This is a genomic window from Ignavibacteria bacterium (assembly GCA_025612375.1).
GTDB lineage: Bacteria > Bacteroidota > Ignavibacteria > Ignavibacteriales > SURF-24 > JAAXKN01.
In genome coordinates, this window is sequence record JAAXKN010000001.1 from 283,530 (window position 1) to 305,146 (window position 21,617).

Annotated in this window: 26 protein-coding genes; 4 read left to right on the forward strand and 22 right to left on the reverse strand. The window is 44.8% G+C overall.

Features of this window, described 5'->3' with window-relative positions; translation table 11 throughout:
• Positions 1-126 precede the first annotated feature (126 nt).
• A complete protein-coding gene (locus HF312_01100; protein MCU7518778.1) occupies positions 127-1,107 on the forward strand; it encodes an aldo/keto reductase in 981 nt (326 codons plus the stop codon).
• A 107-nt stretch (positions 1,108-1,214) separates the two neighbouring features.
• Here the strand turns inward: HF312_01100 and HF312_01105 are convergent, their stop codons facing one another.
• The 7 genes from HF312_01105 to HF312_01135 all read right to left on the reverse strand — a co-directional run bounded on the left by HF312_01105 (position 1,215) and on the right by HF312_01135 (position 5,620).
• Positions 1,215-2,291: a DUF2279 domain-containing protein gene (locus HF312_01105; protein ID MCU7518779.1), complete on the reverse strand. Its 1,077-nt coding sequence runs from the start codon at positions 2,289-2,291 to the stop codon at positions 1,215-1,217.
• A 54-nt stretch (positions 2,292-2,345) separates the two neighbouring features.
• A complete protein-coding gene (locus HF312_01110) occupies positions 2,346-2,924 on the reverse strand; it encodes a hypothetical protein (GenBank protein MCU7518780.1) in 579 nt (192 codons plus the stop codon).
• Positions 2,925-3,033: 109 nt separating this feature from the next.
• Entirely contained in the window at positions 3,034-3,750 is a 717-nt protein-coding gene (locus HF312_01115) for an SDR family NAD(P)-dependent oxidoreductase (GenBank protein ID MCU7518781.1), read from the reverse strand.
• On the reverse strand, positions 3,750-4,343 hold the full coding sequence (folE, locus tag HF312_01120) for a GTP cyclohydrolase I FolE (protein ID MCU7518782.1): 594 nt from the start codon (positions 4,341-4,343) through the stop codon (positions 3,750-3,752). Before folE ends, HF312_01115 begins: the two co-directional genes overlap by 1 nt.
• Positions 4,321-4,728, reverse strand: coding sequence for a 6-carboxytetrahydropterin synthase (locus HF312_01125; GenBank protein MCU7518783.1), 408 nt, complete (start codon positions 4,726-4,728; stop codon positions 4,321-4,323). Before HF312_01125 ends, folE begins: the two co-directional genes overlap by 23 nt.
• Before the next feature lie 87 nt (positions 4,729-4,815).
• Entirely contained in the window at positions 4,816-5,292 is a 477-nt protein-coding gene (bcp, locus tag HF312_01130; protein ID MCU7518784.1) for a thioredoxin-dependent thiol peroxidase, read from the reverse strand.
• Between the two features lie 124 nt (positions 5,293-5,416).
• The gene (locus HF312_01135) at positions 5,417-5,620 is read right to left on the reverse strand and encodes a dodecin flavoprotein (GenBank protein ID MCU7518785.1); all 204 of its coding nucleotides are present in this window, start codon (positions 5,618-5,620) and stop codon (positions 5,417-5,419) included.
• Positions 5,621-5,844: 224 nt separating this feature from the next.
• On the opposite strand from HF312_01135, the gene HF312_01140 reads away from it, so the two are divergent.
• Genes HF312_01140 through HF312_01150 form a run of 3 tightly spaced genes read left to right on the forward strand, consistent with a single transcriptional unit; the run spans position 5,845 to position 8,573 of the window.
• A complete protein-coding gene (locus HF312_01140) occupies positions 5,845-6,291 on the forward strand; it encodes a transcriptional repressor (GenBank protein ID MCU7518786.1) in 447 nt (148 codons plus the stop codon).
• Positions 6,284-6,505, forward strand: coding sequence for a ferrous iron transport protein A (locus tag HF312_01145; GenBank protein ID MCU7518787.1), 222 nt, complete (start codon positions 6,284-6,286; stop codon positions 6,503-6,505). The genes HF312_01140 and HF312_01145 overlap by 8 nt, the downstream gene beginning before the upstream one ends.
• Positions 6,506-6,530: 25 nt before the next feature.
• Positions 6,531-8,573, forward strand: coding sequence for a ferrous iron transporter B (locus HF312_01150; protein MCU7518788.1), 2,043 nt, complete (start codon positions 6,531-6,533; stop codon positions 8,571-8,573).
• Between the two features lie 62 nt (positions 8,574-8,635).
• Here HF312_01150 and rnhA read toward each other — a convergent pair whose 3' ends face one another.
• From rnhA to HF312_01225, 15 genes are all read right to left on the reverse strand, one after another.
• Positions 8,636-9,118: a ribonuclease HI gene (rnhA, locus tag HF312_01155; protein MCU7518789.1), complete on the reverse strand. Its 483-nt coding sequence runs from the start codon at positions 9,116-9,118 to the stop codon at positions 8,636-8,638.
• A 94-nt stretch (positions 9,119-9,212) separates the two neighbouring features.
• On the reverse strand, positions 9,213-10,538 hold the full coding sequence (nuoF, locus tag HF312_01160) for an NADH-quinone oxidoreductase subunit NuoF (protein ID MCU7518790.1): 1,326 nt from the start codon (positions 10,536-10,538) through the stop codon (positions 9,213-9,215).
• A 9-nt stretch (positions 10,539-10,547) separates the two neighbouring features.
• Positions 10,548-11,021, reverse strand: a complete 474-nt coding sequence (gene nuoE / locus HF312_01165; protein ID MCU7518791.1) for an NADH-quinone oxidoreductase subunit NuoE — start codon at positions 11,019-11,021, stop codon at positions 10,548-10,550.
• 67 nt (positions 11,022-11,088) lie between these two features.
• A complete protein-coding gene (nuoD, locus tag HF312_01170) occupies positions 11,089-12,342 on the reverse strand; it encodes an NADH dehydrogenase (quinone) subunit D (GenBank protein MCU7518792.1) in 1,254 nt (417 codons plus the stop codon).
• 4 nt (positions 12,343-12,346) lie between these two features.
• Complete coding sequence (locus HF312_01175) at positions 12,347-12,829, reverse strand: NADH-quinone oxidoreductase subunit C (protein MCU7518793.1); 483 nt, start codon at positions 12,827-12,829, stop codon at positions 12,347-12,349.
• 68 nt (positions 12,830-12,897) lie between these two features.
• On the reverse strand, positions 12,898-13,416 hold the full coding sequence (gene nuoB / locus HF312_01180; GenBank protein MCU7518794.1) for an NADH-quinone oxidoreductase subunit NuoB: 519 nt from the start codon (positions 13,414-13,416) through the stop codon (positions 12,898-12,900).
• Positions 13,407-13,775 carry an NAD(P)H-quinone oxidoreductase subunit 3 gene (gene ndhC / locus HF312_01185; protein ID MCU7518795.1) on the reverse strand — a complete coding sequence of 123 codons (369 nt, stop codon included), beginning with the start codon at positions 13,773-13,775 and terminating at the stop codon, positions 13,407-13,409. Before ndhC ends, nuoB begins: the two co-directional genes overlap by 10 nt.
• Positions 13,776-13,995: 220 nt before the next feature.
• On the reverse strand, positions 13,996-15,375 hold the full coding sequence (locus tag HF312_01190) for a cytochrome c (GenBank protein ID MCU7518796.1): 1,380 nt from the start codon (positions 15,373-15,375) through the stop codon (positions 13,996-13,998).
• A gap of 16 nt (positions 15,376-15,391) precedes the next feature.
• Positions 15,392-16,276, reverse strand: a complete 885-nt coding sequence (locus tag HF312_01195; protein ID MCU7518797.1) for a protoheme IX farnesyltransferase — start codon at positions 16,274-16,276, stop codon at positions 15,392-15,394.
• Between the two features lie 74 nt (positions 16,277-16,350).
• Positions 16,351-17,178 (reverse strand): cytochrome c oxidase subunit II, encoded by an 828-nt coding sequence (gene coxB, locus HF312_01200; protein MCU7518798.1) that lies wholly within the window; start codon positions 17,176-17,178, stop codon positions 16,351-16,353.
• Between the two features lie 27 nt (positions 17,179-17,205).
• The gene (locus HF312_01205) at positions 17,206-17,508 is read right to left on the reverse strand and encodes a hypothetical protein (protein ID MCU7518799.1); all 303 of its coding nucleotides are present in this window, start codon (positions 17,506-17,508) and stop codon (positions 17,206-17,208) included.
• 9 nt (positions 17,509-17,517) lie between these two features.
• The gene (locus tag HF312_01210) at positions 17,518-18,093 is read right to left on the reverse strand and encodes a cytochrome c oxidase subunit 3 family protein (protein ID MCU7518800.1); all 576 of its coding nucleotides are present in this window, start codon (positions 18,091-18,093) and stop codon (positions 17,518-17,520) included.
• 95 nt (positions 18,094-18,188) lie between these two features.
• Positions 18,189-19,859 carry a cytochrome c oxidase subunit I gene (locus HF312_01215; GenBank protein ID MCU7518801.1) on the reverse strand — a complete coding sequence of 557 codons (1,671 nt, stop codon included), beginning with the start codon at positions 19,857-19,859 and terminating at the stop codon, positions 18,189-18,191.
• Positions 19,852-20,658 carry an SCO family protein gene (locus HF312_01220; GenBank protein ID MCU7518802.1) on the reverse strand — a complete coding sequence of 269 codons (807 nt, stop codon included), beginning with the start codon at positions 20,656-20,658 and terminating at the stop codon, positions 19,852-19,854. The genes HF312_01215 and HF312_01220 overlap by 8 nt, the downstream gene beginning before the upstream one ends.
• A 3-nt stretch (positions 20,659-20,661) precedes the next feature.
• The gene (locus tag HF312_01225) at positions 20,662-21,612 is read right to left on the reverse strand and encodes a cytochrome c (GenBank protein ID MCU7518803.1); all 951 of its coding nucleotides are present in this window, start codon (positions 21,610-21,612) and stop codon (positions 20,662-20,664) included.
• Positions 21,613-21,617 lie beyond the last annotated feature (5 nt).

The window sequence follows — 21,617 nt, forward strand, 5'->3', positions numbered from 1 at the left end:
TTAAGCAGCACTGACTGTGACTGCAGGAAAAAATTTTAATTTTTGCTGAATTAAAATATAAAAAGATTTCAAATTATGCATTCCGAATTTTAATTATTCTCATTTATTAAACAGTAAGGCTATTACATGAAAAAATTTACGCTGCCGGGAACGGACCTTGAAGCATCCAGAATTGCACTTGGATGCATGACTTTGGGCAAAAGCTGGGACAAAGAGCCTCTGGATGAACAGACAAAGAAAGATGCAGTTGTTTCAATACGTGCGGCACTGGATGAAGGGATAAACTTTTTCGACCACGCCGATATTTATACCATGGGTAAATCCGAAGAGGTGTTCTCCTCTATCTGGAAGGAAGAACCGGGACTGAGGGACAAAATAGTTCTGCAGTCCAAATGCGGGATACGGTTTCTTAACGATCCCAGAGAGGGTTTTCCTCAGAGATACGACTTCAGTTATGAGCACATTATAAATTCAGTTGAAAAAAGTCTTGGGCGCTTAAAGACAGATTATCTGGATATACTGCTTCTGCACCGCCCAGATCCCCTGGTCGAGCCGGAAGAAGTGGCAAAAGCCTTCGACAGGCTTTTCTCTGAAGGGAAAGTCCGCTATTTCGGAATCAGCAATCACACCGGAATCCAGATAGAGCTATTAAAAACATGTGTAAAGCAGCCGTTAGTGGTTAACCAGATGGAGCTCAGCATTCTGCATCCGGACCTGATTGATGCAGGAATTATAACAAACCAGAGAAAGCCTCAGCACCAGGTGCGCGGGGAAGGTACTTTGGACTACTGCAGGATAAATAACATTACCGTACAGGCCTGGAGCCCGCTGGCACAGGGACTTCTTACGGGAAAACCTGCGGCAGAGGATAATGAGGTAGTTGAAAATACATTCCGCGTCATCAGGCAGATGGCCGAAGAGAAAAATGTAAGTCCCGAGGCAATAGCTGTTGCCTGGATACTAAGGCATCCTGCAAATATACAGCCGGTAGTGGGAACGACAAAACCTGAAAGGATAAAAGCCTGTGCAGAGGCAGACCGTATTGAGCTTTCAAGAGAAGAATGGTACACGCTCTTTACTGCAGGAAGGGGCCGGATGGTTCCATGAGGAATTATGAATTTTGAGTTTTAAGTTTTGATAAGGAGCTTTAACAGGGCGCCATAAAGGTTTAGTTCATAAAGGTTTAGATGGCGCCCTTTTTATAATTACAAATCTTAAAATCTAAGGCTTCCGAGGTTGATGCGGAATGGGTAGAACATGTAAAACCTGGTTCCCTTTTCTGTAAATTCCACTGCCGGCAGTGGAAGCTTAAGATAGTTCAGGCTCTGCCTGGCCCAGTTCCAGAACCATCCGCCTTCAGGCAGAAGCCTTACAAGATTAAGATCGAGTCCCAGAATGTAGCGCCTTACAGAGAGCTGATCAGGCGGGCCGTTAGGATCAGGATTAGCATCAATGGCATCGCCGCCGTAACCAATGGCGACGTTCAGCCATTTTGGCCAGTACTTCTTTTCATTTTCACCTAAAATGTTATAGACGTCCACCGACCACCAGAAGGTGGAGCTGTTATAGTCATCTATAAATGTCCTTGGGCGCAAAATGATAGGTTTGCCCGTCCATTCTGAGGGCACGAACTGCCACTTGGGCGTAATATTCTGCAGGAAGGGGTTATAATGCTGAGCCAGGAAAAAGCCGGCACCCAGGGCATCAAAATACCAGTCCGAAGGGCTGAAGCCCCAGTTTTTTGCATACCCATCCTCAGTTTCAACATAAGTCTGGTATGCAAGTGCTAGTGCACTTCCCCAGACGGCCGAGGCTTCGTAACTGACTCCGGAGGCCATAAGCCCCTCGCTTAAGACATAAGACGTGATATAGCATCCGAAGGAATGCCCTGCCTTATCGACCTGCAGAGCAGAAAACCAGTCCTCCTGGAAATGGAATGCCCCCCTGTTATCGCTCCACCATGCATTACGCTGGTTAATATGAAGCCCCACAATTGCACCGAGGTATATCCCCCCGACAATTGAGGCAGTAAGGGGTTTAATCTTAGTCTCTGTAAGCGGCAGTGAGCCATCTAAAGTGTATCGTCTTTCGCCGGCATAAGTAAAGTCACTGAGCGCAAGGTGTTTTGGAGCTGTTTCAGGATCAGCCAGCGATGAATCGGAAAGCGATGAATCGGCATCGGCCATTGTTACAGCTCCCAGAGGGTTTACAGCTGATGTGATCTGCCAGACAAGGAGCAGAAGAAACAGAACAGTATATTCCGGTATATTTTTTCTCAGTTTATTGAACATTATTCAGCACCGCAACAGATTTATGATTTTATCCGGTAAATTAATTAAGATAGTTTAATGGACGCCTAATCTTAAAGTAAAAAGTGAATTAAAGCTGCTAAGGTCTTTATTTTGAAGTCCGATATAGCCATCCATGCCTGTTACGTACCTGTAGCTCAAACCGAGTCCCAGGTGCAGAAGGCGTGTAAGATCTGCCTCCAGGGAAAGCTGAGGCTCCCAGATAAGTAAGCTTTGCCCGTAGTATCCGGCGTGGGGAATTGAGCTATCCTGAACTTTTGGTTTCAGGCCGCCCCCGCCCATAAAGAAAAGAATGGAACCGTGTAAAAAGCTTTTAGAAGGATAGAGGTATTCAATTTCAAGCCCGCCGCAGTTAAAGCCTGCCTGGAGCCTCCGGCCGCTTAAAGGGTCCACCTCGTTAGTTTCAACTTTATTTACAAGGCCGTAGAAAGCACCGCCAAGGAAAAAACCGCCGCTTATTTCCCAGCCGGCTCTTCCCCCTGCAATAATGCTGTTCTGTCCTATGATAGAACCGCTTTTAATTACAGCCGCAGCATAAGCCCCGTGCCCGGTCTGGGCAGAAGAAGTTGTTCCAATAAGGGTAATTAATAAAGCCAAAGCAGCAAAAATTCGCATACGGGAATTCCAATAAATAGTAACAGGATAGTCAGACAAATATAAACAAAAATTATCAATGTGCACAATAAGGCGGTTTACCCGGCAAGGGAGGAAATTTAGTCATTTATCAGATGCTTCCGCCGATTGGTTTCATGATTATCTTCTCTGTCACAAGGGTTTCGTTCTGTTTATAGACCGATACCATCATGCGTGCAATTTCGAAGGGGTCCATCATTTTACTGCCATGTTCTTTAAGCATTTCCCCCGGCCACATTGGTGTGCGTGTAGGCCCCGGAAAAATATCAATTACCCTGATGTTGTATTTTCTGACCTCTTCCCTCAGGACGTCTGAATAGGCTTTAAGTCCTGCCTTGGAAGCCGAATAGGCACTGCTGTTTGCCAGGACCTCAAGCGCGGCGGTTGAAACGACATTTATTATTGTCCCCCCTTTTCTTTTAATCATTCCGGGCAGGACGGCCTTAATGGTATAAATTGAACCCAGGAGATTAGTCCCAATTATTTCCTTAATTTCATCCAGTGAGTTTTCTTCGGCAGGCTTAAATGAGGTTACCCCGGCGTTGTTGACGAGGCAGTCTATATCCCCTCCAAGGGAGCTAATTCTGCCCATGGTTACCTCTATGGCCGAAGGCAGGCTGATGTCGCATGGGAATGTATAGAGTGAAAGGTTTTCTTCTCTTAGTTCCGCCTTCAGCCCTTCCAGCAGGTCTTCCCTTCTTGAAGAAGCAAAGGTCTTAAAACCCTGGCGGGCAAATTCAATGGCAGTGCACCTGCCAATACCTGAGGCTGCACCGGTTATCCAAACGACCGGGACATTCTTATCCATCAGTATCTTGAAAATGAGACTAAATTCAGGAATTCAGCTCTTGTACGGGCATCCTCCTTAAAAAGGCCGTGCATTGCGCTTGCTGTTGCCGCAGAATTCTGCTTTTCCACGCCGCGCATCATCATACACATATGCCGTGCCTCGGAGACGACCGCTACCCCCTTGGGTTCCAGGTACTCTTTTATTGTGTCTGCTATCTCCTGAGTCATACGTTCCTGGACCTGAAGGCGGCGCGAGAATACTTCAACTATGCGTGGAATTTTGCTGAGGCCTACAATTTTCCCGTTCGGGATATAGGCTACGTGCACCTTGCCGAAGAAAGGCAGGAGGTGATGCTCACAAAGGCTGAAGAAATCTATATCCTTTACAACCACCATTTCATCATAGCGTTCCTCGAAAATTGCCCCGTTGAGGACCGTTTTAATGTCTTTTTTGTATCCCTGGGTCAGGAATTCATAAGCCTTGGCCACCCTGTGAGGGGTTCTTAAGAGCCCTTCGCGGTGCGGGTCTTCACCCAGTTCCTCAAGAAGCATTTTTACCTGGGCTTCCACTACGTCCAGATTAATGTGCCTATTCTCCTTTGTATTCAACATAATTATTTTCCGTTTCGTATAATTTTACTGAAAAAAGCCTGCCGGAAGTGATTTTATCTTTTAACTCTTTCCATATGGCAACGGCTAAGTTTTCTGTTGTGGGTATAATTCCTTTTAAGAAATCCACCTCGTAATTTAAGTGCTTATGGTCTACTTTATCAATAACGTTTCTTAAAATTATTTCCTTAAGGCATTTTATATCGATAAGGTAGCCTGTTTTGGGGTCAGTTTCCCCTGCAATTACTACCTCCAGGATATAATTATGCCCGTGTCCGTACTGGTTGTTGCATTTACCGTATATACTTCTGTTTTCATTGTCATCAAGCTTTGGGTTATGCAAGCGGTGCGATGCGCTGAAGACTTCCCTGCGGGTAACATATAGCATTTCTGATAACCTTTCTCATTTATTGCACTGAAAAGCCACTTTTGAAGATTTTTGGGATGAGGCCTTTAAGGCCCCATCCCCTATATTTCAGCTTACTGTTTCTTTTCTGCTGCCGATTACGTTCATAACCTCTTCAACGTGGCCATCGACTTTGACTTTCGGGAAAACCCTCATTATTCTGCCATTTTCATCTATAACAAACGTTGTGCGTTCAATTCCCATGGACTTTTTGCCGTACAGATTCTTCTCCTTCCAGACCTCATATTCCTGAATCACCTGTTTATCCGGGTCGCTCAGGAGTGTAAAAGGAAGCTCGTACTTGGAAGCAAACTTCTTATGCGAGGCTTCAGAGTCGGCACTGATACCAAGAACCACGGCGTTCAGTTTCCCGAATTCCGGCAGATTATCCCTGAAGCTGCAGGCTTCCTTTGTACAGCCCGGAGTATCGTCCTTGGGATAAAAATATAGTACCACTTTTTTCCCGTGAAAATCCTTCAAAGAAACTGTATTTCCGTTACTATCCTTTAATGAAAACTCAGGTGCTTTATCGCCTTCTTTGAGCATATTATCTCCTTTTTTAAGTTTTAACGTTTTACAATTAAAAAGAAGTTCCGTATTAACAGTTCCAGGTAGAGTGTACCTTTCCTGCCATGAATTTATTTTGAACTTCCTTTCGGGAGGAATTACATCATTCTGAAATTTTCCTGCCGATTTTGACGGCAACCTGGAACTCCACTTTCCCCTCCTGTGTAACGCGGCCCCTTTCCTCGACGACGTGGAACCATGCTACCGGGTGGTTCTTGTTTGCTTCCATGACGGCATTTTTTACCGCCTCTGAAGAGCTTTCATAGGAAACTCCTACAATTTCAATGATTTCAAACGTTTTCGACATATCCTTTTCTTCCTATTAGATTGTTGAAAATAGTGTAAGTTACAATAAGATCATGAAAATCCCGGATAAACTCAAAGATTTTTTGCCTCTGTGGTCAAATTATTAAGAATTGTTCTATGGGAAAAGAAAAACAGATAAATTTATTCTATACTATTGATTATAAAGGACAAAAATTCTATTTTTACACAGACTAAATCTAAATAACATAAAAAAATAATACGAAATTGAAAGCAGAAGCCGAAGAAAAATTCCGGGAATTCCTGAAAAACGGGAAAAACCGCATCACGCCTGAAAGATTTGAGGTATTAAACGCCGCCCTGGATTACCAGGGGCATTTCGGGGCCGACGACCTCTACATCGCAATGAAAAAAATGAACTCCAGCGTCTCCAGAGCCACTGTTTACAACACGGTGGAACTCCTCGAGCAGTGCCAGATAATATCCAAAAGAAATTTTGGCGACAATATGAACCGCTATGAAAGCAGTTTCGGAAAGACTAACCATGAGCACCTTGTATGTACGAGCTGCGGAAGTATTATAGAATTCAATGCCCCAGGACTAGATGAGATCATTGAAGAAGTCTGCAGAAAAGAAGGCTTTAACATGACAAACTACACATTTAACATTTTTGGCAAATGCTCTAAAGAAAATTGCGGTAATAAAGATGAATAACACACTAGACAAAGCAAAAAAGGGCACCTACATCACGGTGATATCACTACCCCAGGGGTTACTTAAAGTACAGTTAATAAGGCTTGGAATAACCGAAGGGTCGAAGGTTTACTGCCTGGAACGCCTGCCCGGCGGGACTGTTGTGCTGCAGAAAAGCCGCCAGGAAATTGCCATTGGATATGACCTGGCCAAAAAGATTATAATTGCAAACTAAATTGCTCAAAAAAAAGAAAAACAAAATGAAATCAGATACTATTATAAATAAATTTCACAATGACTGCCACTCGCATTTAGACGTCAAGGAGGTTCTGGGCTCTTCCAAGGGAACAAACAAGGTTGTCCTGGCAGGTAACCCGAACGTCGGCAAGTCGCTTTTCTTTAACTATTTAAGCGGAATGTACGTTGACGTATCGAACTTTCCCGGTACAACAATTTCCATTACAAAAGGCACATATAAAGATTACGAGATATTTGATACGCCGGGCGTATACGGTGTCTCATCATTTAATGATGAAGAAAAAGTTGCCCGCGACATCATTCTCTCGGGAGATATAGTTCTTAATGTTGTAAACGCCCTTCACTTGGAGCGCGATCTTTTCCTTACCATGCAGCTGATAGAAATGGGGAAAAAGGTTACTGTATTCTTAAATTTCAGCGACGAGGTGAAGAAAAGGAAGCTTAAAATTGACGTAAAACGCCTTTCCGAACTTCTGGGGGTAGAGGTAATTGAAACCTCGGCTGTAACAAAGGCAGGCTTTGACAAAGTTGAATATGCCATAGAGAATGCAAGGGAAGGCAACCAGTCGCCTGAGCTCCACCACCTTTTGCACAATACGCTTGACCGTGTAGGAACGCAGGCCGAGGCCCTCATTATACTTGAAGGCGACGAGTTTATTGCCGAGAAACACGGCATCCCTCCGGGAACAGCAGACCAGAGGGAGGCCATATACATTAACCGCCGGAACACGGTAAATGAAATTGTAAGCGAAGTTGAGTTTGAGGACTCTAAAAAAGGTGAATTTTTCAACAAGCTGGGCAGAATGTCGGTTAACCCTGTAACGGGACTCCCGATTCTGGCAGTGGTGCTTGTAATTGTTTATTTCTTTATTGGTGACTTTATATCTCAAAGAGTAGTAAAGTACACCGAAAACACGCTTGGCAAAGGGGAATTTGAATACCACGTTAAATCCTTTGTCGGCAAGTACACGCCCGTAGATATTACTGTGGATATACAGGACGACAACGGGAACCCGATTTCCACAAAAGATTTCAGCTTCCCCCACGGGCTCAACAGCGACGTTCAGAAAGCAGCCGAGTTCAAGAAAATCTCCGCGCCGCACGGCACAAGCACGTCATTTGAATTTCAGAATCCCTTTGTCAAACTTTTCTTTGGTGAGTTCGGTATAATTACAATGACCATCACCTATCTTCTTTTCCTTCTTCTGCCTCTCGTGGCGGCTTTTTACTTTGTAATGGCTCTTTTGGAAGATTCCGGTTACCTGCCGCGCCTGGCAACGATGCTTGACCGTTCCTTAAACAAGCTTGGCTTAAACGGAAGGGCTGTAATTCCTTTAATACTTGGCTTCGGGTGCGTTACAATGGCTACCATTACAACCAGGCTTCTTGGGACAGAAAGAGAGAAGACAATTGTAACGGCCATTCTGCAGTTTGTAATCCCCTGCTCGGCTCAGCTGGCAGTTATTGCCGTTTTAATGAGCATGGCAGGCGCCGTGCCCTTTACAATTTATGTAATTACCATATTAACCGTTCTTATAGTGCTTTCAACACTGCTTAACCGGTTTCTGCCTGGTGAAAGCTCGCCGCTTCTTATAGATCTTCCTGCAATGAGGCTGCCTAGGCTGGACAATATATTTAAGAAGATGTTCTACAGGACCTACGGTTTCATGAAAGAAGCCAGTTTCTGGTTCTTTGTCGGGGCACTTGCCGTTGGAATTATGGAGCTTACGGGGCTTTTAACAGTATGGCAGGACATACTGGAGCCATTTACGACAATGTGGCTGAAGCTTCCAAAGGAGGCAGCAAATGCGTTTGTAATGGGAATGGTAAGAAGGGATTTCGGGGCTGCAGGTCTTTTCCACCTTACATTAAGCCCGATGCAGATAACCGTGGCAATAACGACAATTACGCTCTTTGTTCCCTGTATAGCTTCATTTGTAATAATGTTAAAAGAAAGGGGCTGGAAGCAGGGTCTTATAATCTGGAGCGGCACCTGGTTTTTTGCATTCCTGGTTGGCGGAATAATAGCACAGATATTTGTTTAATAAAAAAAGGCGCCAGGAAATGGTTTTCCCGGCGCCTTTTTTAAATATTTAAGACAGAGAATTTAATTCTGCTTGCCTTTGTAGCCTGTATCCTCCAGAAGATCAGATCCCTGGGCGGCCTGTTTGCACAGTTTATCACACATCTCGTTTTCAGTGTGCCCCGCGTGCCCCCTTACCCACTTGAATTCAACTTCATGATAAGCGATAAGATCCAGGAGCTTTGCCCACAGGTCAACGTTTTCAGCTTTTTCGGTTTTGTTCCTCATCCACCCCTTGGCCTTCCACTTTTTAGCCCAGCCTTTCATTACACCGTTTACAAGATACTGCGAGTCGGTATAAAGCGTAACGCGGCAGCGTTCTTTAAGTGCCGTGAGGCCCGTAATTGCCGCCATGAGCTCCATGCGGTTATTTGTAGTAAGGCGGTAGCCCTGAGAAAGCTCGCGCCTTCTGTCCTTATATTCAACAATTGCGGCATAGCCGCCGGGACCGGGGTTGCCGAAGCTTCCGCCGTCTGTAAAAATTGTAACGTGTTTTAATTCTTCCATATAAAAAAATAATGAATGTTTCAGCTATAGAAAAGTAAAGCCGGCAACTAATGCCGGCTTCAGTACTGCTTAAAATTTCAAACTACTTAAAATACTAGCTTTTACTCCGGTCTGCCAGAGGAAGTGCCGTATTGCGCATAGAGTGAACCTTATTGGCTGCAGGAATAACAATTTCCCTTTTAACAGCCTTTTCAAATTCGTCCCTGAATCTCGTGATCATGAATTTTACAGGCCATGCCGCAGCATCGCCAAGAGCGCAGACCGTATTGCCTTCAATGTTCTTTGCAACGTCAACAAGCAGATCCAGGTCAGAAGCTGTTCCCTGTCCTCTTGCAATTCTGTTTAGTGTCTTAAGCATCCAGCCTGTACCTTCGCGGCATGGAGTGCACTGGCCGCAGCTTTCATGGTAATAGAATTTAGTGATCCTTGCAAGGACTCTTACCAGATCTGTATCCTCATCCATGACAATAACGCCGCCTGTACCTATGGCCGAGCCTGCAGCCTTAAGGCTTTCAGCGTCCATTTTAATGCCTTCCAGCTGTTCGCCTCTTAAGGGGGGCATAGAAGACCCGCCGGGAATAACGCATTTAATTTTTTTACCTCCCGGGACGCCGCCTGCATAATTATAGATCAGGTCCGTTAAAAGTACGCCCGTAGGGAGCTCATAAACGCCGGGTTTATTTACGTGTCCGCTCACTCCGAAAAGGAGTGTACCCGGGTGACGAGCTTCTCCGATCTTAGAGAACCATTCCCAGCCGTTTTTAATGATTGATGGGATATTGGAAATTGTTTCAACGTTATTTATTGTTGTAGGGCATCCCCAGAGTCCGTTCTGTGCCGGGAAAGGAGGTTTTACCCTTGGATAGGGGCGCTTGCCTTCTATGGAATTCATGAGCGAGGATTCCTCGCCGCAGATATAAGCACCCGCACCCTTATGAATATAAATATTGCATTCATAAGGTGTAGAGAAAGTTTCCTTCATCTTTTCGCCCACTAATCCCATTTCGTAGGCGTCATCCAGGGCCTTCTGCACCATCTGTATCCAGTTATGATATTCGCCTCTAATATAGATGTAAGCCGCTTTTGCCTGAATTGCGTAGCATGCAATTAATGCGCCTTCAATTAAGGCATGGGGGTTACGCTCAAATATCTGGCGGTCCTTGAATGAGCCCGGTTCGCTTTCGTCGCCATTGATGCAGAGATATTTTGGCTTGTCGGTTGTCTTGGGCATGAAGCTCCACTTCAGTCCCGTAAGGAAGGAAGCTCCGCCGCGGCCTCTTAAGCCCGACTTTTTAACCTCGTCAATCACCTCATCCGGAGTCATACTGTAGGCTTTCTTTACAGTTTCATAACCGCCGTGCTCTTTATATACATCTATCCTGTGATAGTTGGGTATGTCCAGTAATAAAATTTTTTCCATTCGATTCTGTTATTTTAAGGAATCTAAGATTTCAGTTAATTTTTCTTTTGTAAGGTTTTCGTAGTAGTCGTCGTTTACCGCAATCATCGGGGCTGTACCGCACGAGCCCATGCATTCGACCTCTTCTATGGAGAATTTGCCGTCGGAGGTAAGGCCGTTTACATCAATGCCGAGTTTTTTAACCACGTGGTCGAGCATCTCGTAGCCGCCTCTTAGCATGCAGGAGACGTTTGTACAGACCTGAACGTGGTACTTCCCTATGGGATTAGTATGGTACATGGTATAGAAGGTGGCAACGCCCAGGACGTCAACGCTGTTGATTCCGAGCAGTTTTGCAACCTCGTCCATTACTTCCTTAGTAATATATCCGTTTTGTTCCTGCGCAATATAAAGCACAGGCATAACGGCAGCTTTTGAAGCAGGATATTTTTTCCTTACGGCTTCAATCTTCGCCAGATTTTCTTCTGTAAACTTAAAGTCCATTTATTTTCAATCAAAAAGTAAAAATTACGTATTAATTATTTATGCCCAAGGCTTCAAAGCTATTTGCTTATTTATCCGCCTCACCCATAACAGGATCAATGCTGCCTATAATTGCAACGACGTCTGAGATCATGCTGCCTTTAATTATTGTAGGCAGAGCCTGTATGTTGCAGAAAGAGGGTGAGCGGATCTTAAACCTCCAGGGTGAACCCTTACCGTTACTTACAATATAAAAACCAAGTTCGCCTTTTGGGTTTTCAACGGCGCTGTAAACTTCGCCAACCGGAGGATTCATTCCGAAGTTTACTATCATAAAGTCGTGAATGAGTTCTTCCATTTTCGTATAGATCTCAGTTTTATAGGGAAGAACTTTTTTCGGGCTGTTAGCCCTTACCTCACCCTGGGGCATTTTCTCTAAAGTCTGGCGCACGATCTTTGCGCTTTCACGAACCTCTTCAACCCTGACGAAGTAGCGTGCAAGGCAGTCGCCTTCTGTATATACAGGCACCTTAAAGTCCATTTCGTTATAGAAAAGGTACGGGTTTGAACGCCTTATGTCGTGTTCAACGCCGGAACCTCTGAGCGTAGGACCGGTAACACCGAGGCGTATGGCGTCTTCCTTGGAAAGGACGCCTATGCCTTCAAGGCGGTCTATAAATATTCTGTTTGTATTGAGTATTTTTTCAATTTCGTCAACAGCAGGGTCAAAGTTGTCTATAAAATTCTTAATCATTGCAAGGGCTTCATCTGTAACGTCAGCTGCAACGCCGCCAATGCGTGTATAGCTGGTAGTAAATCTGGCGCCTGCTACCTTGTCGTAGAATTCCTGTATTTTCTCCCTTTCCCTGAAAGCCCATAGGAGGACTGTAAGGGCGCCCACGTCCATTGCAAAGGTACCGATTGCAATTAGGTGTCCTGCAATGCGTGAGAGCTCAGCCATAAGCATTCTTATGTACTGGGCGCGTTTTGGGACTTCAATGCCTGCAAGTTTTTCCACAGCCAGGACGTAAGCCACGTTATTGCACATCGTGGATGTATAATCGAGTCTGTCTGTATGAGGGATATATTCCATATAAGACATATTCTCGGCCAGTTTTTCATAGCCGCGGTGCAGGTATCCGAGTTCCGGCACGCATGCCATAACGGTTTCGCCGTCGAGTCTGAGCAAAAGGCGCAGTACACCGTGAGTTGCAGGGTGCTGCGGACCCATATTCAGTATCATTTCATTTTCAAGGGCATCATCGATACTGATGTCTGTATCTGCCATGAGTGCCTGGAGAATCTGGGAATTGCTTTCGTCTTTAAGTATTCTATTGTCCATAATCTTATTTCTTTGGTAATGGTATTGAGCCCGGTATACCCAGTAGCGGGAATTCCTTTCTTAACGGGTGGTATTCAAATTCCTCCGGCATATAAACGCGCCTGAGATCGGGGTGGCCTGTAAATTTAATTCCGAACATGTCAAAAGTCTCCCTTTCGTACCAGTTGGCTGAAGCCCAGACTGAAGAAACGCTATGGGCGGTCTCCCCTTCCAGATTTACCTTTAATCTCAGCCTGAATTTATTCTTAAGGGAGTATATATGATATACCATTGTAAATCTCATCTTGCGTTTAGCCCAGTCGATGGCAGTCACATCCTCGCACATATTGAATTCCAGGTCGTTGTCGCTTTTGAGGAACGTGCATACATCAATAATCTTATCTGCAGCAACAGTAAGGCATAAGTCGCCCCGAAAATCGGTCACTTCAAGGACAGCACCTTTCAGGGTGCCATTAAGTTTTTCAATAATTACTTCTTTTAGTTCCATATTTTGATAAAGTAAGGCGAAAAAATTCTAAATTAATTGGCGGGAACAATCTCCGCCTTTCCGGGGGTTTATTGTTTTGAAAATCCCATTTCCAAAAGCGGTTTATCCTGAAAATCCCTGCCGCGTGTCTTTGAGATGATATCCTGAATTTCCATGAGTGCATTTATCAGGTTTTCAGGGCGCGGAGGGCATCCGGCAGTATAAACATCAACAGGAAGGAACTGGTCTATTCCCTGCACTACTGAATAAGTGCGGTACATGCCGCCGGTTGAGGTGCAGGCGCCCATTGCTATAACCCATTTCGGGTCGGGCATCTGGTCGTATATTTTCCTTACAACCTTTGACATTTTGTATGTAACCGTACCGGCAACGATCATAAGGTCTGACTGTCTGGGAGAAAACCTCATTACCTCGCTTCCGAAACGGGCAAGATCGTACTTAGGGTCTGCCACAGCCATCATTTCGATAGCGCAGCAGGAAATACCCATAGGCATAGGCCACACGGAGTTTTTCCTTGCCCATGCAATAACAGCATCTATAGTTGTAGTAATAAAACCATCTGAAGTCAGTTTGGCTTCTAATCCCATTTCAGACCGCCTTTTTTATAAACATATAAATAACCAAGTTCAAGCACTACCAGGAATATAATCATCGGAACGAGTGCAGAAATACCCTGTTCACCCAAAAGTTTCTTAAATTCAACACCCCAGGGATAGACAAATATCACTTCAATGTCGAAAATTATAAAGAGCATGGCTACGAGGTAATACTTTATTGATATCCTCTCTCTCACGCTCCCGACCGGTTTCATACCACTTTCATAGGTGCTCAGCTTCTCAGAGTCAGGCCTCTGCGGGCCGAAAAGCTTTGAAGAGGCGATGACAGCAAGGCTGAAAACCACGGCAAAACCGATAACAAGAAATATTGGTATGTATTGTTCAATCATCACTATTTACGTTTTATTGTTAAGTGTCAAATTTATCTAATTTATCAAATAATGTCAATTTTAATCATTGGACCAGCGGTCCAATTTTCCCTTAAAGGTAAAAGGGGCAAAATAACAAGGAATTGCGTGATAAATGAAGCCCTGGAAAATAGAAAAGCTGCCCTTTTTAAAGGCAGCTTAAGAGTAGTATCCCTTAGCTTATTATTTACTTTGAGAAATTTTATTTATACTGCTTGTAGGTCTTCATAATATAGTCGGCAATGGCTTCAACTTCCTTGGGCTTTAAGCCCTGGTTCGGCATTGCCGGAAAGGCAGGGTTCTTCTTTGTCGGGTTAGATATAAAGGCTATAAGCTGGTCGCGCTTCCCCTCATATTTTGGGAGAACATTCTTATAGGCCGGGCCCACGAGCACGCGGTCGAAGCGGTGGCAGGCCGAGCATCTGCCGTCAAAGATATCCTTCCCGCTTATTGCAGGGCCTTTGCCCGCTTTTTCCATCTTTTCTTTTTGAATTGCATCATAATTGGCTGCCAGGGCCAGCTCCTGGCGCTGCGTGGCATAGCTGAAGGCCACCTGGTCGTTTACTGTAAAAAGGACAAAGAAAATGAGCAGAAGAAAAAATATGTAGCTGCTGTAGTTCGTACCCGGCTGCTTGATCATCATAAAATAGTAGTGCCCCAGGGCAAAAAGTATGAGCAGAATAAGGAGTGAAAGAGCAAAGAAAGGATCGGAAACAGCACCCTTAGGAACTACAAAAAGACTTATCAGTATAAATACAGGCAGCACAATTACGGCCCAGATCCCCGTTATAAGGCAAAATCTTTCTATTGAATCTGCATATTCAGACTTCACTACCCCGGCGGGTTTTTTCCATGAGAAGTAATAAAACAGTATTGCGCCGCTTGTTACTGCAATAGTAGCAATAAGGAAGAATACATATTTATAAATTGCATTCATCGAGAATATCGTACCGAAGAAGGTATGCTTTTGACTCCATATTTCGGGCTGAAATGAAAGCTGGATTGCTGCAATTATAAGGTAGGATGAAATAAAAAGCAGTATCACGCCCCAGATGCCCGAGCGCCTGCTGACCTTAAGGTTCGATTTCCTGAAAGCTTCAAGTTCACTTGTCCCCTCTTCCAGCCCCCCCGGGACTCCTTCGGGACCTTTACCTTCCGGACTTTTACCTTCCGGGTGTCTTAAAAGCCAGTCGAGGTTGAATGTATATTTATAGGAATAGATCAGTATTACAGCCGGTACAAAGAGGAGTCCGGCAATGAATATAAATGATACGACGCCCATCTTTGATGCATGCAGGAGCTGGGAATAAATGAGAATAAGGCTTATGACCGGAATAATTCCAAGCACAATTGCAATGCTTTTTGTAAACGTCACGATATCTATGAGATCTTTCGAAAAGCGGATATGGTTTTCATTGCCTTTTTTTCTTCCAAGAAAATTAATGGCAACCGAATAAAGAGTTATCCCCTTAAGGAATGCCAGGTAAGGCAGAAAGAGTATAAGTGCAAGTACAAGTATATACCTGAGCAGTGTAAGATTTTCTGCCGATTGGGGTATTACCAGTCTGTTCAGAAATTCCATAATAAATCGTCCTGTATTAAAAATTGAAAAGCTTATTTATGGAAAGAAGTATTACAACCAAAAGAACATAAATATTAATTTCCCTGAAGGCGAACCTGTACGTCATCTTCTCGAAACTGTGCAAAATAAGTTTGCGCGAATCCCAGACGAGCCATGCCCCTGCCAGCACAAGAAGTATATTTATGACAGGGTTTTTAACCACCCCGAAAAGAGCAATTAAAAGACAGCTTACGGCAAGCGCCACAATCCACACAAAAGTTATCCTGGTAAGCTGCCTCGTTGTGAACAGGCTCGTAAGCACCGGGAAGCCGGCCTTTTCATAATCCTTTGCATAAATCATCAGCAGGAGCCAGAAATGGGGGACCTGCCAGATGAAAAAGAACAGTGCCACGGCAAGAATTTCAGGGTTCATCATTCTTCCGCCTGCGGCAACGTAGCCCATAACGGGCGGAATTGAGCCGATCAAAGCCCCCGGCACAACAGCCAGGGCAGTTACTTTTTTTAACGGGGTATAAAAAGCGTTGTACCAGGCAAGGGCCAGCATGCCCAGGAGTACAACCCGGAAATTGCCCGAGAAATAAAGGATAACGAGCCCCGTTACTGAAAGCAGTACTACAATTAAAAGTGCCGCATTGGGCTTAAGAGCCCCTGAAGGAATAGGTCGCATTTTTGTTCTGCTCATAAGTGCGTCTGTATTTCTTTCCTGGTAGTGGTTCAAGGCAGATGAGCCGCATGAAAGAAGAAAAACGCCCAGCGTCACAAAAAACATCTGCCAGTCAACTTTACCCGCAGCAAGTATAAACCCCACGGAAGTTGATACGGCAACAAAAAGCGTAATACGGACTTTACCTAATTCCAGTAATATTGGAATAATTCCTTTTTTGTTATAAGATCTATTCAAAAGAACCGGCTTTCATTTTAATTAAACTGACTATGAATTATATCGGTAATTCGGGATTTATTACTGTGTTAAATTTATTTCGGCTCGTTTGCCCCGCCCCCTTTTTGCTGCATATCCTGGCTGCCCTGTATGCCGCTTCCCGATTTCTGCTGGCCGGGCTGCTGCTGAGTATTCCCCTGCTGCTGGCCTCCGGACTGCTGAGAGCTGCCTGTTTCATTCTGTGTACCGTCCTTTTGCGGCACATTTTCCGGGACAGCCCCGGGCACTCCGCCGTGGGCATTAGAAGCCGCGGATGGTTCATTGCTGTTCTCGTTAAGCCAGCCGGCAAAATCCTCCTGCGGTATTACGATCACCTTATTGAGCATATAAGCATGATTCATTCCGCAGTATTCGGCACACTCCACCTGATAGACGCCCGTATTGTTGGCGGTAAAAACCAGATAATCCTTTTTACCCGGGACAGCATCCTCCTTGATCCTGAAGGAAGGGATATAGAAACTGTGGACAACATCAAGCGATGAAAGCTCCAGCTTAACGGGCGTATGGACAGGCACATAAAGCGTGTCGTACTTTTTCCCGTTTGCATACTCAAAGCTCCACTTCCACATCTGTCCTGTTACCTTGACTGTCATTGCGCCTTTGGGCACTTTCCTCAGTTCGGAAAATGCCGTAAAGCCGTAATAGAACATGGAAAGTGCAAGCAGTGTAGGCACAGTAATCCATATTACTTCAAGCGCAAGATTTCCCTCAATGTTTGAAGGCTTGGGATTTCTCTTGCGGCTGTACCTTATGACAAAATATATCATTGCGAAAGTAACACCCAGTAGTATTATTACTGAAATAGTTACAATGTAGATAAACGTATTATCAACCGTCTGTGCGTAATTAGAAGCTCCTGACATTTTAACTTCCCCTTACCTAAATTGAGTTTACCTGAATAGAATGTCTGCAAATGTAAAAACGAAAACTGCAAAGAGCGTCATTACAGCAATTGTAATAAACACCTTAAAGACAACGTCGTCGAATTTTATATGCATAAAAATGTTCAATACAAGAGATGCCTTTGCAGCTGCAATCAGTAGTGCAATAAGAAGCGTTATGCCCCCGAAATTTATACCTGCAACGGCAACCGTTGCAGCCGTAAGGGCCAGCAGCGCCAGCCACACCATTACATAAGTACTGTAATTAACTATATGAGGATGCGAATCGTTGTGTGAACTGTTGTTAGCCATATTATTTCCTTATCGTAATAAATAGAAAAGCGGGAATAAGAATATCCAAATTATATCAACCAGGTGCCAGTAAAGTCCGGAATTCTCAAGCTTTGAATAATCCGCCGGTGTCACCTTGTCCCTTGCAATAAAAGAAACCATAAAGCTGAGTATCACAATGCCAATAATAACGTGAATGCCGTGAATTCCGGTCATGACGTAATAAAGCCCGAAGAAGAGTATCTCCCCCTGTGAGCGGTTCAAAAGCTCGGGGGATTTAGGGTAAATACCGTTCCGGATCTCATGCGACCATTCAAAATATTTATTTATAAGAAACCAGACGGCAAAGAAAATAGTAAAACCCAGGAGCGTAATTGAAAGCCTTTTATTTCCCTTCTGCAGTGCAGTAATAGACATGGCAACCGTAAGGCTGCTCGTCAGAAGAATGACCGTATTAAAGGCGCCTATGATTGTATTCATCCCCTGCCCCGCGGCGTGGAAGTCCTCATTATTCATATAACGGTAGGCGCCGTATATAAGGAACATACCGCCAAAGAGCAGGAGTTCTGTCAGAAGAAAAAGCCACATCCCGATCTTGGCACCCATTTTGTCCTTATGTCCATGGGCTTCAAGGAGGTGCTCAGTATCCGGGTGCCCGCCTGGGAGGGCGGGATTTGCAACTTCCGCATTTTGGACTTTACTCACTTTTCATCCTCCGCTGAATGGTTAAATTCTTCCTGTTTTTCTTTTGCCTCTTCCTGTGCATGATAGTCATACGGTCCGTGAGTAATGACCGGGATTTCTTCAAAGTTTTCCAGGGGCGGGGGCGATGGGACTGTCCATTCCAGTGTCATACCTCCCCAGGGGTTCATACCGGCTCTCTTTCCGCTCTTAAAAGCCTTGAAAAGATTAATGAACATTACTATGAAGCCCGAGATCATAACCCATGAGCCTACAGTTGCAAAGACGTGAAGGCCGTGGTACTGCGGCAGATAGTCGTAATACCTTCTGGGCATTCCCTCATAGCCAAGTATAAAGAAAGTAAAGTAAAGCATCAGAAAGCCTAGCGTAATAAGGCTGACAGCAACCTTTGCAACATTGTCGTTGTAAAGCTTTCCGAACATCTTCGGGAACCAGTAGTGAAGGGCTGCAAAGAAGATAAATCCCGTGCCGCCGAAGACCACAAAGTGGAAGTGGGCAACAACAAAATATGTATCCGTAAGGTGTATATCGGTTGCCAGGGCACCAAGGACAAGTCCGGTCAGCCCTCCGATTGAGAATACGAAAATAAATGCCAGCACGAACAGGAGCGGGGCCTGAAGGTCGATTGAGCCCTTATAAAGTGTTGCCGTCCAGTTAAAGACTTTCACGGCGCTTGGTATTGCAACCAGAAAAGTAAAAAGTGAGAATATCCATCTTGATGTATCGCTCATGCCTGAGGAGAACATATGGTGCCCCCAGACAAAGTAGCCTACGAATGCAATTGCAAGGCTTGAAATTGCAACTGCCTTATAGCCGAAGATTGTCCTGTGCGCAAATGTAGGTATTATCTCCGATACCACGCCCATTGCAGGCAGAATCATGATATAAACCGCCGGATGAGAATAGATCCAGAACATGTGCTGGTATAGTATCGGATCTCCTCCCAAAGCAGGGTCAAAAAGCCCCACGCCGAAAAGCCTTTCAATTGCAACAAGGGCAAGCGTGATACCAACAATGGGCGTTGCAATAAGCTGTATCCAGGCCGTGGCGTATAAAGACCATGCAAAAAGCGGCATCCTGAACCAGCCCATTCCCGGCGCCCTCAGGCGGTGGATGGTTGTTATAAAGTTTAGACCCGTCAGGATTGAAGAAAATCCAAGTATAAATGCAGCCAGTATCATCCATGAGACATCTGTTCCTGTTCTCAGGCTGTATGGGACGTAAAAAGTCCATCCCGTATCAATTGGTCCCCCGGCAAGGAATAATGAAAGGACTGCAAAGACCCCGCCGGTTATGTAAAGCCACCACGACAGGAGGTTCAGCCTCGGGAATGCAACGTCCTTTGCTCCAAGCATGATGGGAAGAAAGAAGTTGCCGAATACGGCAGGAATGCCGGGAATGACAAAAAGAAATATCATAATGAGGCCGTGCAGTGTAAAAAGTGAATTATAGGTCTGCGGCCCCATAATTGTCCTTCCCTGCGTCAACATTTCAAGCCTCATCAGAACACCTATTGTAGCCCCTATGCAGAAGAATGTAGTAAGGGCTATAAGATACATCAGTCCTATTCTTTTATGGTCAGTTGTCAGAATCCAGGCCAGAATTCCCTTATGCGGCCCTTTTTCGTCATAAAAATCCACATAGTTTCCATGAATAACATGATCAGCCATGTTTCAGCTCCTCTCCTTTACTTTTACTTACTCTGCTTTTAATGACCAGAACAGTAAAGAGCACAACAGCAGAGAATAACAATAAGCTCCCAATTACTTTAGTAACATTAAAGACATATTTTCCTCCCTGGCGGTCATAGCTGTAGCAGAAGGAAAGTATTTTGTTTACAGTTGGTGTAGTCTCACCTTTCTGTGCTTCAAGTACAGCCATCTTGACGTCGAAGGGAAGAAACTGCGTCCCGAAAATATACCTGGTTATTTTACCCTCGGGAGAAAGGACTATGAGCGATCCCATATGAATGAAGTTACCCCGGTCGCGTTTATAGTAAAACCCGGCCGCATCGGTAAGCCTGTGGACCGGCAGGCTGTCGCCCGTCATGAAAGTCCATGAGCTTTCAGGCAGCTGCCGCCTCATGGCGCCCAGGTGGTCGCTTTTCCATTTTCTGGCGTCCTGCGGTTTATCAAAAGGATCAAAACTGATAGTCCATATGTCAAAATCACGTCCCGGTTCCAGGTCAACTTTATCCATAACCTCAGCCACACCGCTTAGAAGCGGGCTGCACACGCCGGGACAGTGGTAGTAAACAAACGCAAGCACAACCGGCCTTTTGATCATATTTTTGAGCGTAACCGGATTCCCATTCTCATCTTTTAAGGTAACGTCCAAAGGCAGATACTTTCCCAGCTGCTCATCAATTCCGACTTTTCCTTTTTCAGATGTCTGCAAAGCATAAACATTTATTGACAGGAGGAAGAATATAAGAGCAAGAGCTCCTTTTACCTCATGCAGCATTGTCATCTTTTAAGCACTCCTTTTCGAATATAAATTCAACAAATACTGATATAAATCATTCCAGTCCTTACCGCTAAGGTTAACGACTGCCGGGAGGAAACCGTTCTGATCAGTGTTTGATGTAATGGTGCGCGTAAAGTCATCGAGGCTTGTTTTCCATGCGTCTGAAGAATTAAGGTATATCAGGCTCCTCAGCTTGTTGCCGCTTACCCTGTTAAAGATCTGAGCTCCGGCTTCCCCCGTATTATTATTAATATAAGACAAAATTGAGTAAATATTCTGCATACGCGGAAGTGCCTCGGAATTGATATTTGTAATGGCTTCAGAGACCGGGATCTGTGAAGCCGCCTGAGTGCCTTTGGAGAGGTTAAAAGTTTTGTCCAGGTCCGTAAGTTCCTGTTCTGTGGGTTTCGGGAAATCATTTGCAAAAGTTCTCACATAACTTATTATATCCAGCCTGTCGCCGGCGGGCAGGTATTCAAAAGCAGGCATTCCCGAGCCTGGGATCCCCTTCTGCAGCGTCTGGAACATATCGCTTACTCTGCGGCCGTTTTTCCACCCCTGGTTTGAATGAAAATTCCTTGGCTTCGGGTTCAGCGCAGCGCCGGCAGGGCCGTCGCCCATGCCGTTTTGCCCGTGGCAGCTTATGCAGTTAGCCTGGAAAAGGGTTTTGCCTTTACTTATCATTGCATCTGTTGGCTGCATCATCTGCTTTACATCTACCCCCTGCGTAGCAGCAGCCCCTTTAGTAGGCTTAATGTCAATAAAAACGTTAGCCGAATCGGGCAGTGTCGGGGAAACCTCATTCTGGTTTGCAACTCCCAGATGATCGACAAAGTAGTAGCCCCCGATTAAGATTATGACAAAAAAGTAGGGGTAAATAAGGCCGAACCATCTTTTAGGGTTACGCAGCACGTTATGAAAATTTATTTCGTCTTCAATTTGCGGTCTTTGTTCCATTTTTT

Coding starts and splice junctions, on each gene's coding strand:
- HF312_01100 (MCU7518778.1), top strand. CDS start 127: ATGAAAAAATTTACGCTGCCGGGAACGGACCTTGAAGCATCCAGAATT.
- HF312_01105 (MCU7518779.1), bottom strand. CDS start 2,291: ATGTTCAATAAACTGAGAAAAAATATACCGGAATATACTGTTCTGTTT.
- HF312_01110 (MCU7518780.1), bottom strand. CDS start 2,924: ATGCGAATTTTTGCTGCTTTGGCTTTATTAATTACCCTTATTGGAACA.
- HF312_01115 (MCU7518781.1), bottom strand. CDS start 3,750: ATGGATAAGAATGTCCCGGTCGTTTGGATAACCGGTGCAGCCTCAGGT.
- folE (MCU7518782.1), bottom strand. CDS start 4,343: ATGTTGAATACAAAGGAGAATAGGCACATTAATCTGGACGTAGTGGAA.
- HF312_01125 (MCU7518783.1), bottom strand. CDS start 4,728: ATGCTATATGTTACCCGCAGGGAAGTCTTCAGCGCATCGCACCGCTTG.
- bcp (MCU7518784.1), bottom strand. CDS start 5,292: ATGCTCAAAGAAGGCGATAAAGCACCTGAGTTTTCATTAAAGGATAGT.
- HF312_01135 (MCU7518785.1), bottom strand. CDS start 5,620: ATGTCGAAAACGTTTGAAATCATTGAAATTGTAGGAGTTTCCTATGAA.
- HF312_01145 (MCU7518787.1), top strand. CDS start 6,284: ATGAATAACACACTAGACAAAGCAAAAAAGGGCACCTACATCACGGTG.
- HF312_01150 (MCU7518788.1), top strand. CDS start 6,531: ATGAAATCAGATACTATTATAAATAAATTTCACAATGACTGCCACTCG.
- rnhA (MCU7518789.1), bottom strand. CDS start 9,118: ATGGAAGAATTAAAACACGTTACAATTTTTACAGACGGCGGAAGCTTC.
- nuoF (MCU7518790.1), bottom strand. CDS start 10,538: ATGGAAAAAATTTTATTACTGGACATACCCAACTATCACAGGATAGAT.
- nuoE (MCU7518791.1), bottom strand. CDS start 11,021: ATGGACTTTAAGTTTACAGAAGAAAATCTGGCGAAGATTGAAGCCGTA.
- nuoD (MCU7518792.1), bottom strand. CDS start 12,342: ATGGACAATAGAATACTTAAAGACGAAAGCAATTCCCAGATTCTCCAG.
- HF312_01175 (MCU7518793.1), bottom strand. CDS start 12,829: ATGGAACTAAAAGAAGTAATTATTGAAAAACTTAATGGCACCCTGAAA.
- nuoB (MCU7518794.1), bottom strand. CDS start 13,416: ATGGGATTAGAAGCCAAACTGACTTCAGATGGTTTTATTACTACAACT.
- ndhC (MCU7518795.1), bottom strand. CDS start 13,775: ATGATTGAACAATACATACCAATATTTCTTGTTATCGGTTTTGCCGTG.
- HF312_01190 (MCU7518796.1), bottom strand. CDS start 15,375: ATGGAATTTCTGAACAGACTGGTAATACCCCAATCGGCAGAAAATCTT.
- coxB (MCU7518798.1), bottom strand. CDS start 17,178: ATGTCAGGAGCTTCTAATTACGCACAGACGGTTGATAATACGTTTATC.
- HF312_01205 (MCU7518799.1), bottom strand. CDS start 17,508: ATGGCTAACAACAGTTCACACAACGATTCGCATCCTCATATAGTTAAT.
- HF312_01210 (MCU7518800.1), bottom strand. CDS start 18,093: ATGGGTGCCAAGATCGGGATGTGGCTTTTTCTTCTGACAGAACTCCTG.
- HF312_01215 (MCU7518801.1), bottom strand. CDS start 19,859: ATGGCTGATCATGTTATTCATGGAAACTATGTGGATTTTTATGACGAA.
- HF312_01220 (MCU7518802.1), bottom strand. CDS start 20,658: ATGACAATGCTGCATGAGGTAAAAGGAGCTCTTGCTCTTATATTCTTC.
- HF312_01225 (MCU7518803.1), bottom strand. CDS start 21,612: ATGGAACAAAGACCGCAAATTGAAGACGAAATAAATTTTCATAACGTG.